Annotated in this window: 9 protein-coding genes; 5 read left to right on the top strand and 4 right to left on the bottom strand. The window is 68.9% G+C overall.

The annotated features are described in order from the left end of the window. Positions 1 to 69 precede the first annotated feature (69 nt). The 3 genes from fxsT to ACFY0P_RS18530 all read left to right on the top strand — a co-directional run bounded on the left by fxsT (position 70) and on the right by ACFY0P_RS18530 (position 6,381). Positions 70 to 2,559: an FxSxx-COOH system tetratricopeptide repeat protein gene (fxsT, locus tag ACFY0P_RS18540; RefSeq protein WP_388913646.1), complete on the top strand. Its 2,490-nt coding sequence runs from the start codon at positions 70 to 72 to the stop codon at positions 2,557 to 2,559. A 125-nt stretch (positions 2,560 to 2,684) separates the two neighbouring features. Next, positions 2,685 to 5,336 (top strand): tetratricopeptide repeat protein, encoded by a 2,652-nt coding sequence (locus ACFY0P_RS18535; protein ID WP_388913643.1) that lies wholly within the window; start codon positions 2,685 to 2,687, stop codon positions 5,334 to 5,336. A gap of 25 nt (positions 5,337 to 5,361) precedes the next feature. Next, the gene (locus tag ACFY0P_RS18530; protein WP_388913640.1) at positions 5,362 to 6,381 is read left to right on the top strand and encodes a heme A synthase; all 1,020 of its coding nucleotides are present in this window, start codon (positions 5,362 to 5,364) and stop codon (positions 6,379 to 6,381) included. Here the strand turns inward: ACFY0P_RS18530 and ACFY0P_RS18525 are convergent. The 4 genes from ACFY0P_RS18525 to ACFY0P_RS18510 form a co-directional block, all read right to left on the bottom strand. Next, positions 6,336 to 7,079 carry a nucleotidyltransferase gene (locus ACFY0P_RS18525; RefSeq protein WP_388913638.1) on the bottom strand — a complete coding sequence of 248 codons (744 nt, stop codon included), beginning with the start codon at positions 7,077 to 7,079 and terminating at the stop codon, positions 6,336 to 6,338. The genes ACFY0P_RS18530 and ACFY0P_RS18525 overlap by 46 nt on opposite strands. An 18-nt stretch (positions 7,080 to 7,097) precedes the next feature. Further along, the gene (locus ACFY0P_RS18520; protein ID WP_388913635.1) at positions 7,098 to 8,204 is read right to left on the bottom strand and encodes an amidohydrolase family protein; all 1,107 of its coding nucleotides are present in this window, start codon (positions 8,202 to 8,204) and stop codon (positions 7,098 to 7,100) included. Positions 8,205 to 8,365: 161 nt separating this feature from the next. Continuing rightward, positions 8,366 to 8,701 (bottom strand): hypothetical protein, encoded by a 336-nt coding sequence (locus ACFY0P_RS18515; protein WP_388913633.1) that lies wholly within the window; start codon positions 8,699 to 8,701, stop codon positions 8,366 to 8,368. Positions 8,702 to 8,759: 58 nt separating this feature from the next. After that, complete coding sequence (locus tag ACFY0P_RS18510) at positions 8,760 to 9,746, bottom strand: heme o synthase (RefSeq protein ID WP_388913631.1); 987 nt, start codon at positions 9,744 to 9,746, stop codon at positions 8,760 to 8,762. Between the two features lie 379 nt (positions 9,747 to 10,125). On the opposite strand from ACFY0P_RS18510, the gene tkt reads away from it, so the two are divergent. Both tkt and tal read left to right on the top strand, forming a co-directional pair. After that, complete coding sequence (gene tkt, locus ACFY0P_RS18505) at positions 10,126 to 12,213, top strand: transketolase (protein WP_388913628.1); 2,088 nt, start codon at positions 10,126 to 10,128, stop codon at positions 12,211 to 12,213. 33 nt (positions 12,214 to 12,246) lie between these two features. Further along, a complete protein-coding gene (gene tal, locus ACFY0P_RS18500; protein WP_388913625.1) occupies positions 12,247 to 13,365 on the top strand; it encodes a transaldolase in 1,119 nt (372 codons plus the stop codon). Position 13,366 lies beyond the last annotated feature (1 nt).

The following is a 13,366-nucleotide window of genomic DNA, read 5'->3' as shown; positions in this document are numbered from 1 at the left end:
ACTGGCCGCATATCGGTGGACGAACCATGGCAACAACCACAGACTGCCTCACGAGAAGCGGCTCTCACCGTGGTGATCGTGTCGGCGGCCACGGCTTGCTGGCCCAGCACGGCGATACCGGACCGGCCTTATCTCTACCTGCGTGTCGAAGAATGCCCACCCCCGGACGGCCCCGCGGGCTTGGTCGTGGACCTCGCCCTGCTGTCCGCGGAGACCGCCAGCGAACGCGTGCTGGAACTGATTGACGCCGAGGTGCCGCGCTCGGCGGTGTCGGCTACGGACACGGATCCCGTCCCCTACCCGAGGCTGGACTCTGCCGTGTCCAATATTCCGCCTCGCAATACCCTGTTCACCGACCGCTCCGAGGATTTGGCCCGCGTCGCCAGAGTATTCCTAGGCCCTCAGCAGAACGACGCATTGCGCTCGTGCGCGGTTGTCGGAGTCGGCGGTGTGGGCAAAACCCAGCTCGCGATCGAGTACGCTCACCGATTCGCCTCGCACTACAACGTCATCTGGTGGATCAAGGCGGAGTCTCCTGTGTCCGTCCTGGACGACCTCACTCACCTCGCCCAGCGGCTCGAGATTCCCCCTGACGCGGACAGCAATGTGGTCCTCGGAACTCTTTGGAGAGAGCTCGGTGCCCGTCACCGCTGGCTCCTGGTGTTCGACAACGCTCTCGACAGTGCAACCGTGGCCGCACACTTGCCACCGTTGACCAACGGGGATGTACTGGTCACGTCGTACGTGCGCAGTTGGCACGGCCGCGTCACACAAGTGGAACCGCTGGACGTCTTCCGGGAGGAATACTCCGTGGAATTCCTGCGCAGACGCAGCCACGACCTGGGGACAGAGCCGGCCACCGCCGCCGCCGTGGCATCTGCCCTGGGGCACCTGCCGCTGGTGTTGGAACAGGCTGCCGCCTACGCCGAGGAGACCGGTACGACACTTGCCCAGTTCGAACGGGTCCTGCACCAACAGCCAGCCTCACCGCCCGTCCTCTCCCAGGCAACCTGGTATCAGCCCGTCATGACCACAACGTGGCGCATGTCCCTGCAACAGGCCTGCGCGGAGGAGCCCCGGTCTCGCGAACTGGTCCTGCTTCTGGCCTTCTTCACCTCCGACCGCCTCCCGCGCGCGATCTTGGCGGACCACGCGTCCGTCCTGCCACCCCCGTTACGGGACCACCTGACATCCGAGTTGGGTGTCAACGCACTGCTTCGGCCACTGCTGTCCTTCTCTCTGGTGCGGGCCGAGGCCGACGGCACACTGGGAGTCTCCCGGCAGGTCCAGGACTTTCTGCGTTCCACGCTGCAGGCCAACGAGCACAGGTGGTACGCGGATGCGGCGTCGCTCCTTCTGGAGTCGGCCTTTCCAGCCGATCCGGTCAGCTCCCTGAATTGGCGGACGTGCGCCACACTTCTTCCGCATGTGTTGTCAGTGGTGCAGCACGGCGGGGCAAACGGCACCACCGAACCGCTGGCCTGGGGCCGGCTGCTATGTCGTGCGGGCACCTATCTTCACCACCGTGGAGACTATCTGCGCGCCAGGGACCTGCTTGAGCAGTCCCTGGGGATCTGGGAGGCCGCCGCACAGGATGACCAGCGCCCAGAATTGGTTGAGACCCTGACCGCGCTCGGTCGGGTGCAGTACCACTTGGCTGCACTCGACGACGCGCGCCGAACCGCGGAGCGAGCTGTGCGCCTCGGCAAAGATCTGTACGGCGAGAACGATCCCAGGATCGTGTCACAGCTGCTGCATCTCAGCCGGATCCAGCGCGAGCAATGGCAGCTGGGCGCAGCAGAAGAGACGGCGACCGCTGCACTGGACGTGTGCACAGCCGCATACGGGGTGAACCATGCCGCTCGCGCGGACTGCCTAATGGTCCTGGGAGACGTGCACTGGCGCAGCGGCGCCCTTGGCGCGGCATGGGACTGCTATCACAGGGCCCTGACACTGCGCGAGCAAGTGGACGGTTCTCGCCCCGGTGACCTGGCCACGAGCCTCAAGCATCTGGCGATCATAGCCTTGGAACGTGACGCCCCCGAGGAGGCCCTGGAAGACCTGGACCGGGCACGGGCGCTGCTCATCTCCGTAAACGAGGAGGACCATCCCGATGTCGCCGATGTGGACAACCATCGAGGCGAGGCACTGCGCAGGATCGCCCGTACCCATGCGGCCAAGGAAGCTCTGGAGCACGCCCTGAGGGTGCGCAGCCGCCTCGGTGACCACCCCGACGTAGTCGGCACGCTTATCAACCTGGGGCGGCTCGACCGTGACACCGATGACCTCGAACAGTCGGCTGAACGCCTGGAAAAGGCACGCCGGATGGCGGCCGCCGTGATGGGCCCGGATCATCCCTATGTGGCAGACGCGGAGCGTGAATTGGCCGAGACGCTGTTCGCCCAAGGCGACAGGGACCGGGCGGTTGCCATTCAGAGCGTGGCCGTAAACCGCTACGAAGCGGCGTACGGCCACGATCACACCTTGGCCAGGCAGGCCAGGAGCCGTCTGAACGCGATGCGTGGGAGCGCTTCAAATAACAACGGCCCCGAGAGCTAACAGATCGTCCATGCCACGGGGTGCACGTCTACTTGTACGGGGCGCTTATGCGAATACTGCGCGAGAACCACCTGTCCAAGACCGCTCTCAGCTCTGTCACAGGCGCGTTGGCAATCTTTCTGTCCGTGGTCGCCCAGGAAACCCATGGCACAGAGTTGATGTGGCTGGCCTCAAGCGCCGGAGTACTCGGGGGCGTCTCCGCGATCTCCGGCTATTTCATCGTCCACCTCCGCTCTCCGCATTCCACCGACGCAGCCGAGGCCCAGGGCTCGTTGTACGTACCTCCGCCCAACCTTCCCGATCCCTCGAGGTACTTCACCGGACGCATACAGGAACTCCGCGACATCGCAAAGGCGTTACGGCCAGGCCGCCGCAACGGTGGCGTCAGGATCGCCGTCGTCCACGGGCTGGCCGGTGCCGGCAAGTCCCAGTTGGCCGCCGCCTACGCCGAGGAGCGGCTCAGGCACCACCGTTCCCTGGTGTGGTGGCTGTCGGCATCCAGTTACGAGCGGCTCAGAAGCGACCTGCTGGAGCTGGCGGCCTGCCTCGGCATTCCGGAGCACGACTCCAAGAACGTCATGCTCAACCGGCTCTGGGGAAAGCTCCGTGATTCTCCCGGCTGGTTGCTCGTGTACGACGACGTGCGACGGGGCAGCATCGGACCGCTGAACGAGGAGAGCGAGGACTCACGTCAGTCCCTGCTGCCGCGGGCCGGGCACGGCGAGGTCCTGATCACCACTCAACAGCGGGAGGGCTGGGACGGGCACCGCGCCGTCTCCGCCCTGATCGAGCTGTCCGATCTCGGAGTCGCGGACGGTCTCTCCTTCCTCAGGGTCCGCGTCGACGACGAGAGCAGCGACGGACAGCTCGAAAAGCTGGGTGCGCAACTGGACTGGTGGCCTCTCGCACTGGAACAGGCAGGTGCGTACATCGCCGGGACGGAGATCTCCGTCCCGGAATATCTGCGTCGGCTGCCCGACCTGCCCAAAGGCCGCAATGTCGTCGCCGTCACCTTGCGGCTCGCCTTCGAACGGGTGACGGCCGCCGACCCGGTTGCCGAGGACCTCATGCGCCTCTGTTCCTTCCTGGCCTCCGAGGACGTGCGCAAGGACATGCTGCTGGGCAACCGAGCGGTGATCCCCTCTCCGCTGCGGGACGTCATGGAGGACCCCGCCGCGTTCAACCACGTGGTACGTCGGCTATCCGACTACTCGCTGCTGCGCCGCACCGGGGACAGCAGGCTCAACACCGTCACCTACGCCATGCACCCCCAGGTTCAGTTCCACGTCCGCCAGGACATGGACGAGGAGTCGCGACTGCTGTGGTCACAGGCCGCCGTCCAACTCCTCGAAGCGGCGTTCCCGAAACGACCGTGGCAGCTGGACCAGCGCATCATGTGCGAGGGGCTGATGCCCCGCGTCGTGGCGGTGACCGCCGAGCTGGCCTGGGCCGCCGACGCCGGGGACCACGGGCTCGGCACTGCCCGCGCCCCCCAGGCACTGGTCCGTCTCCTGCACCGGGTCGGCCAGTACCAGGAACACCGCTACGACTGGAACCGCGCCCTGGACTATTTCAAGCAGGAGGCGGTCCTCCGCGGTCTGCACACCGACGACTATCTGGGGCGTACGACGGCTCGGCTGTCCGTGGCCAACCAGCGCTATCGGCGCGCACAGCTCGCCAAGGCGGAGCAGGAGTGCCGTGCGGCGTTGGACGAGTCTGAGAGCCACGAGGGCGTCCCAGGGTTGCTGCCGCTCCGGGCCAAATGTCAGCGGCTGCTCGGCGGGATCCTGCGGGAACGCACCAAGTTCACCGAGGCTCTCGAAGCGATGGAACTCGCCATCTCGATGTACGAGAGCCCGGAAGCCCGCTGGGAGGACCTCGACCGGGCCGTCGCCGAGCAAGAACTCGGCCTGATCCATCGCAACGCCGGGCAGCTGGGGCAGGCGCTGGAACGCTACCAGGGCGCCGAGGACCGGATGCCCAGCCAGGGCAGCGAGGAGCCCCGCGACCATCTGGTCTTCCGGGCGATGCTGCAGCGCGACCGGGCCATCGTCGCCCAGGACCGGGGCGACCTGGCGACCGCCGAGCGCGAGCTGCGTGCCGCCCTCGTGGTCTTCGACGGCTACCGCGGTACCGACGACTTCGAGACCTCGCAGGTCTGCAAGTTCCTGGCGGACGTCCTGCGGCGCCGCGCCGAGGAGGCGCGGGCCCGCGCGCGGGAGACCCACCGTCCGATGCGACGCGTCCGGATGATGCGCGAGGCACGCCAGCGGCTCGACGAGGCCGACGCGCTCCTCGGACCGGTGGTGGCCCTGCATTTAAAACGCCGCGAGAGCGAGGAACACAAGTACGCGGCCTGCCTCAACAAGCTGGGGTCTCTGCGACTGGCCCAGGGCCGCCACCAGGAGGCTCTGGACGCCCTGCTGGAGGCGGAGTCCATCTACCGCGGGTCCTACGACGCCGAACATCCCTACCGCGCCAAGACCCTCTCCCGCCTCGGCGCCGTCCTGATCGCCACCGGCGGCACGGCCGTCCTCTCCACGGGCGAGGAAGTGAACGCCGAGCAGACGCTGCTGCTCGCCGAAGAAATCTTCCGTACCCGTCTCGGCGACAGCCATCCCTCGCTCGTCGCGGTGTACGAACGCCTTGCACAGTGCACCAGGGACGCGACCGCGAAGGCGGAGCTCCGTGGCCGAGCCCTCCGGATCAAGGCGCTGTACAGCGAGCCGCTGCCCGAGCCGCACCCGTCGATCACTCCCGACGCGGCACCCTCGTGAACGCATGCACAAGCAGCCCCCTACCATGGTGCCCGTGCCAAAGCTGACCCCCACCGACCTCGTAGCGGCGCTGCGCAACCCGCTCGCCTTCATCGCCGATCACTGGACGCCGGAGCCCCGGACCGTCCGGCGGGCGGCTCTCGCCGCGCTCGTGATGTCGGTGGTCATCGTGGTCACCGGCGGTGCGGTGCGGCTCACCGGCTCCGGGCTCGGCTGCCCGACGTGGCCCGAGTGCACCGCCGGCTCGCTGACCCCGACCGACGCGCTGAGCTACCACAGCGCCATCGAGTTCACCAACCGCATGCTGACCTACGTGCTGTGCGCGGCGGTCGGCTGGGCGATCATCGCGGCGCGGTCCCAGAAGCCGTTCCGGCGCGGCCTGACCCGGCTGGGCTGGGCGCAGTTCTGGCTCGTGATGAGCAACGCGATCCTGGGCGGCATCGTGGTGCTGGTCGGCCTCAACCCGTACACCGTCGCCGCGCACTTCCTGCTGGCGACGGCCCTCATCACGGTCGCCGCCCTGATGTGGCAGCGCACCCGCGAGGGCGACGGCGAGCCGCGTCAGCTGGTCGGAAAGGCCGTGCAGCAGCTGGTGTGGGCCCTGGTGGCCGTGTCGCTGCTGCTCATCGCCGCGGGCACGGTGGTGACCGGCGCGGGACCGCACCCGGGCGACTCCGGCGACGTCGAGCGCATCGACGTCAGCTGGTCGGGCGTCGCCGAGTTGCACGCGGTGTTCGCCTGGATCGTGGTGTCGCTGACCTTCGCCCTGTGGTTCTTCCTCAAGGGCGTCGGCGCGCCCCAGGGGCCGCGGGACCGCGTCCGCGACCTGTTCCTGATCCTGCTCGGTCAGGGCGTGATCGGGTACGTCCAGTACTTCACGCACCTGCCCACGGTCCTGGTCGGCCTGCACATGTTCGGCTCCTGCCTGGTGTGGATCGGCGTGCTGCGGGTCCTGTTCTCGCTGCGGGAACGCGCCGAGGTCACGGCCGACGTGCCCGCTCAGTCGTACGACGCCGTGAGCGCGTCGATCGCCGGGCCCAAGTAGTCCCGGGTCAGCCGGGCCCGGCGCGCCGTCCACTCCTTGGTGGGCGCGGCGGCGTGAGCGTCGTAGCGGCGGCTTCGGATGTCCTCGACGACCTCGGCGGGGGCGCCGAGACCGGGCAGCAGGTCCAGTGCCTCGCGTTTGGAGATCAGGCGGCCCTCGCGGGCGGTGACGGTGGCCCGGGCGAAGGTGATCAGACCCAGATCGACCCAGACGTCCCGCGTCCACCGCGAGGCCTTGTCGACGGCGGGTCGCCAGTACTCCCGCTGGTCACGGACGACGAAGTCACCGAGTTCCCGGTCCGTCACGGACGGCAGCAGTCCGGCGGGGGCTCGGCCGTGCAGCACCCGTCCGAAGGCGTGCAGCTCACGCCGGGTCACCGGGGTGACCGGCCGTTTGAACAGCCGCTGGTGCGCCCAGGTCCAATGGCGGCGGGCTGGGTCCGCCGCGGTCGACGGGGTCAGATAGGTGCAGTGCAGGACGGCGGCGAGCGGGAGCGCGCGCAGCCGGGCGTGCGCCACGCGGATCCGCCATACGACGGCCGGGGTCACCGGGCCCGGCAGCACCGCGATCAGGTCCAGGTCGCTGCGGCCCTCCTGGTAGTCGTCGCCCGCGGCGAGCGAGCCGTGCGCCCAGACGGCCACGGGATCCAGTGCCGACAGCTCGCGGACGAAGCGGGCCAGCAACGTCTCGGTGTCCATGCGCTCAGTCTGTACAGCTCACTCCAGCCCGTACACCCGTTTCGCGTTCCCCGCCGCGATCAGTCCGGCCACCCGCTGGGCGTCGCCCAGGGACCACGCGTCCTGCGCGACCCAGGTGCCCAGGACCCGGGCGAGGGACTCGCGGAAGAGGCGGGCGCCGACCACGTGCAGCTCGGGCAGGCCGTGGGCGCCGCTGGAGAAGAGGATCTTGCCGAAGGGGGCCAGTTCCAGGATCTCGGCGAGGATCGTCGCGGCGCGGGCGCCGGTGCGGACCAGGGCCGCGCCCGAGTCGGCGTACACGTGCGGGAAGACGCCGGCGAGGTGGGCGGCGTGGCGGTGGTAGGGGTAGCCGTGCAGAAGGACCAGGTCGGTGCCGAGGCCCGCGGTGGCCCGGACGAAGTCGGTGAGCAGGACCGGGTCGGTGCGGTCGATCCGGGCGCCCGGCTCGCCGAGGCCCGCGTGCAGCTGGAGGGGGAGGCCGGAGGCCACGGCGATCCAGAGCAGGTGCCGGAGCAGGACGGGGTCGGTCAGCTCGCCGCCGACCGGGCGGTCCGCAAGCCAGCGGCCGGCCGCGCCTCGCACCTCGCCGGGGCCGGGGGGTTCGGGGGCCAGGGCCAGGCCGTGCCGGAGACCGGCGACGGAGGTGAAGGCGACCGCGTTCGCCGCCGCGCCGTGCACCGACTCGGCGAGGTTGGCGAGGAACGACTCGACGGTGCCGGAGGTGTCGGCGACCTGCTCGGCGAGGAGTTCCAGACGGACGATCTCGCGGGCCTGCGCGTCGCCGGTCGAGGCCATCTCGGCCGGGCCGGTGAGGTCGCCGGGCAGGCCGGTGTCGACGAGGTAGGTGGTGATGCCGCTGCCCCGCAGGAGACGGCGGCCGGTCTCCAGGACGCCGAGTTCGCGGCGCCGGGCCAGGTAGTGGGCCGGTGCGCAGTGGGGTTCCAGGTCCAGGAGCGGGGGGCACCAGCGCCGTACCGCGAAACCGGTCTGGGTGTCGAAGAGGGTGGTGCCTGCGGCCGGGGGGCCTTCGGTGCGGGCGAGCTGGGCCTCGAAGGTGCCGAGGCCGAGCTCCGTACGGAGGACGCCGTGGCAGTACTGGTCCACCAGGGACGGCGTTTCGATCATCCGGGCTCCCCGTGGACGACGGTTGCTTAACCGTCTTAACGGGTGAACGGGATCGAAGTCGCGGGGTGCGGTGGTTCTTCGGGCGCGGGCCGGTGGGGGTTGTTCGCGCCCACGCGGCGGTGCCGCACATCAGAGTCCCGCGCCCCTGACGGGGCCCGGGATCAGCCGCCGATCTGAATGCCGGCCATCCGCTTCCACTCGTAGGGCCCCGTCTGGATCTTCGCCGCGAACTCGCCGTCGAAGGACTCGTGGACCGTGATGCCGGACTTGGCGACGGCCTGCTCGGCGATCTCGTACGTCGGGGCCACCAGGTCGCCCCAGCCGCCGTCCTCGCCGACGAGGACGATGCGGGCGCCGCGTTCGCCGATGTAGGCCACCTGGCCCTCGGCGCCGCCGTGGGCCTTCGCGAAGGAGTCGATCCGCTTGGCGAGGCGCGCCACCTTGCGCTCGGCCTTCTGGTCAACCTGCTGGGTGTCAACCTGCTGCGTGTCTGCCATGGACAGGATGCTACTCACGAGTAGATCCACTGGCGAGGGCAGGGCGATGTGACCTGCGTCAGCGCAGGAAGGGGTCGACCGCCACGGCCACGAAGAGCAGGGAGACATAGGTGATGGACCAGTGGAACAGGCGCATCTCCTTGAGCTTCGCGCCCGTCACCTCCGCCTTCGCGCGGTTCTGCAACCCGTGCGCCTCCCACAGCCACCAGCCGCCCGCCACCAGGGCGACCAGCGTGTAGAACCAGCCGGTGTAGCCGAGGGGGGTGAGGAGCAGGGAGACGCCGACCATCACCCAGCTGTAGACGACGATCTGCTTGGCGACCACCTTGTTGGAGGCGACGACCGGCAGCATCGGCACGCCCACGCGCGCGTAGTCGTCCTTCACCTTCATGGACAGCGGCCAGTAGTGCGGCGGCGTCCAGAAGAACATGACGAGGAAGAGGATGATCGGCGCCCACGACATGGAGTCCGTGACGGCCGACCAGCCGATCAGCACCGGCAGACAGCCGGCGATACCGCCCCAGACGATGTTCTGCGAGGTACGGCGCTTGAGGATCATCGTGTAGACGACGACGTAGAAGAGCAGCGCTCCGAGTGACAGCCAGGCGCTCAGCCAGTTGACGGTGAAACCGAACAGCAGGGTGGAGACGACCGCCAGGGTGATGCCGAAGGCGAGGCACTCGCGCGGGCTGACCATGCCGGTCACCAGCGGACGCTGCGAGGTCCGGTCCATCAGCGCGTCGATGTCCCGGTCGATGTACATGTTCAGCGCGTTGGCGCCGCCCGCCGAGAGGTAGCCGCCGACGCAGGTGAGCAGCACCAGCGTCAGGTCGGGCACACCCTGCTGCGCCAGGAACATCACCGGAACGGTGGTGATGAGCAGCAGCTCGATGATCCGTGGCTTGGTCAGCGCCACGAAAGCTTTGACACGGGCCCCGAACGGCCGGTGGCTCGGGCTCTCGCTCGCACCGAGCACCCCCTCCCCCAGTGCCTTAAGGGCCTGGGAGGTGCCCCCAGGACGGGATTCGACGGCCGTCACGCACACCCCTGACAGAGACTCCCAGCGAGCCCCGCCGTGTGAACTCACGGTAAAGGCTCGCGCGTACCACGCCACTTTAGACGTTGCCCATACCCCGACCTTCGCGGGGGTGGGGTCGTGTTGGCGGGCGTCTCGGGAGAGGGGTGGGGTGGCTCGATTGAGCAGTCAGATGAGCGGTTCCGTATTCATGTGCCGAATGCCTTCTCGGCCAGTCGGGAGGCGGATCCCCGAGAGTCCCGGCAGTCTGGAAACACTCGAAAAAATGCACGTCCTTACGGGGGTAGGCTCGACAACGGCCGGTGGGCACCCAGTGCACCGGCAGCCGGTGCGGGCGTGTGCCCGGGCGACCGGTAACCGAACATGTGGAGAGGAGCCCTGACCCAGGGTGAGCACCAAGCCGACCACCACAGACCTCGACTGGACCGAGTTGGACCAGCGGGCCGTAGACACCGCCCGCGTCCTGGCCGCCGATGCCGTACAGAAGGTCGGCAACGGCCATCCGGGTACGGCGATGAGCCTGGCGCCGGCCGCTTACACCCTCTTCCAGAAGGTGATGCGGCACGACCCGTCCGACCCCGACTGGGTGGGCCGCGACCGCTTCGTGCTGTCCGCCGGTCACTCGTCGCTGACCCTCTACACGCAGCTCTACCTGGCCGGCTTCGGTCTGGAGCTGGCAGACCTCGAAGCCTTCCGCACCTGGGGCTCGAAGACCCCCGGTCACCCGGAGTACGGCCACACCAAGGGTGTGGAGACCACCACGGGTCCGCTGGGCCAGGGTGTCGCCAACGCGGTGGGCATGGCCATGGCCGCCCGCTACGAGCGCGGTCTGTTCGACCCGGACGCGCCGCAGGGCGAGTCGCCGTTCGACCACTACATCTACTGCATCGCCGGTGACGGCTGCCTCCAGGAGGGCATCTCCGCCGAGGCGTCCTCGATGGCCGGCCACCAGAAGCTCGGCAACCTGGTCCTGCTGTGGGACGACAACCACATCTCGATCGAGGGCGACACCGAGACGGCCGTCTCCGAGGACACCGTCAAGCGGTACGAGGCGTACGGCTGGCACGTGCAGCGGATCGCGCCGAAGCCGGACGGCGACCTGGACCCGCACGCCATCTACAACGCGATCGAGGCCGCGAAGAAGGTGACGGACAAGCCGTCCTTCATCGCGATGCGCTCGATCATCGCCTGGCCCGCCCCGAACGCGCAGAACACCGAGGCCGCGCACGGCTCGGCGCTGGGCGACGACGAGGTCGCGGCCACCAAGCGCGTCCTGGGCTTCGACCCGGAGAAGAGCTTCGACGTCGCCGAGGAGGTCATCGCCCACACCCGGAAGGCCGGGGAGCGCGGTGCCGCGGCGAAGGCTGAGTGGGAGAAGTCGTTCCAGCTGTGGCGGGACAACAACGCCGAGCGGGCCGCCGACTTCGACCGCATCGCCGCGGGTGAGCTGCCCAAGGGCTGGGAGGAGAAGATCCCGGTCTTCGAGCCCGGCAAGGCTGTCGCGACCCGTGCGGCCTCCGGCAAGGTGCTCCAGGCGCTCGGCGCGGTGATCCCGGAGCTGTGGGGCGGTTCCGCCGACCTCGCCGGGTCGAACAACACGACCATCGACAAGGACAGCTCGTTCCTGCCGGCGGACAACCCGCTGCCGGGCGCGGACCCCTACGGCCGCACCATCCACTTCGGTATCCGCGAGCACTCCATGGCCGCGGAGATGAACGGCATCACCCTGCACGGCAACACCCGTGTCTACGGGGGGACGTTCCTCGTCTTCTCCGACTACATGCGCAACTCGGTGCGGCTGTCGGCGCTGATGCACCTGCCGGTGACCTACGTGTGGACCCACGACTCCATCGGTCTCGGCGAGGACGGCCCCACCCACCAGCCGGTCGAGCACCTCGCCTCGCTGCGCGCCATCCCCGGTCTGAACGTCGTGCGTCCCGCCGACGCCAACGAGACCGCGATCGCCTGGCGCGAGATCCTCCGGCGCTACACGAAGGTCTTCGGCAAGGGCGCTCCGCACGGCCTGGCGCTGACCCGTCAGGGCGTGCCGGTGTACGAGTCCAACGAGGACACGGTCAAGGGCGGTTACGTCCTGTTCGAGGCGTCGGGCGGGACCCCCGAGGTCATCCTCGTCGCGACCGGCTCCGAGGTGCACGTCGCCGTCGAGGCGCGCGAGCAGCTGGAGGCCGACGGCGTGCCCACGCGCGTCGTGTCCATGCCGTGCGTGGAGTGGTTCGAGGAGCAGGACCAGGGGTACCGGGACAGCGTCCTGCCGCCGTCCGTCAAGGCACGGGTGTCGGTCGAGGCGGGTATCGGTCTCACCTGGCACAAGTACGTCGGGGACGCCGGCCGCATCGTTTCCCTGGAGCACTTCGGTGCTTCCGCCGACGGCAAGGTGCTCTTCCGCGAGTTCGGCTTCACTGCCGAGAACGTGGCCGCCAAGGCCCGGGAATCCATCGCCGCCGCCCAGCGCTGACGCTCATATACGACACGTAGGAGATGTAATTCCATGACAGACGCACTCAAGCGCCTCTCCGAGGAAGGCGTCGCGATCTGGCTGGACGACCTGTCGCGCAAGCGGATCACGTCCGGCAACCTCGCCGAGCTGATCGACCAGCAGCACGTCGTGGGCGTCACCACCAACCCGACGATCTTCCAGAAGGCGATCTCTTCGGGCGACGGCTACGAGCAGCAGGTTTCCGACCTCGCCGCCCGCAAGGTGACCGTCGAAGAGGCCATCCGCATGATCACCACGGCGGACGTCCGCGACGCCGCCGACATCCTGCGCCCGGTGTTCGACGCGACCGACGGCCAGGACGGCCGGGTGTCGATCGAGGTCGACCCGCGCCTCGCGCACAACACCAAGGCGACCGTCGCCGAGGCCAAGCAGCTGGCCTGGCTGGTGGACCGCCCCAACACGCTCATCAAGATCCCGGCCACCGAGGCGGGTCTGCCGGCGATCGCCGAGGTCATCGGCCTCGGCATCAGCGTCAACGTCACGCTGATCTTCTCGCTCGAGCGTTACCGCAAGGTCATGGACGCCTACCTGACCGGCCTGGAGAAGGCCAAGGAACGCGGCCTGGACCTGTCGCTCATCCGTTCGGTGGCGTCGTTCTTCGTGTCCCGCGTGGACACCGAGGTCGACAAGCGCCTGAACGAGGTGGGCACCGACGAGGCCAAGGCGCTGCGCGGCAAGGCCGCCGTCGCCAACGCCCGGCTCGCCTACCAGGCCTACGAGGAGGTCTTCTCCTCCGGCCGCTGGCAGGCGCTGGAGAACGCGGGCGCCCGCAAGCAGCGTCCGCTGTGGGCCTCCACCGGCGTGAAGGACCCGGCCTACAAGGACACCCTGTACGTCGTCGACCTGGTGGCGCCGAACACGGTGAACACCATGCCGGAGGCCACCCTCCTCGCGGTCGAGGACCACGGCGAGATCACCGGCGACACGATCACCGGCACGTACGAGCAGGCCCGCGCCGACCTCGACGCCGTCGAGGCGCTCGGGATCTCGTACGACGACGTGGTCCAGGTTCTGGAGGACGAGGGCGTCGAGAAGTTCGAGGCGTCCTGGAACGACCTGCTCAAGTCGACCCAGGCGGAGCTGGAGCGCCTGGCCCCCTCGGAGGGCTGAC

Source organism: Streptomyces sp. NPDC001714 (genome assembly GCF_042892755.1).
GTDB lineage: Bacteria > Actinomycetota > Actinomycetes > Streptomycetales > Streptomycetaceae > Streptomyces.
Note: the sequence above shows the minus strand (reverse complement) of the source record. Positions and strands in the feature narration are given on the sequence as shown.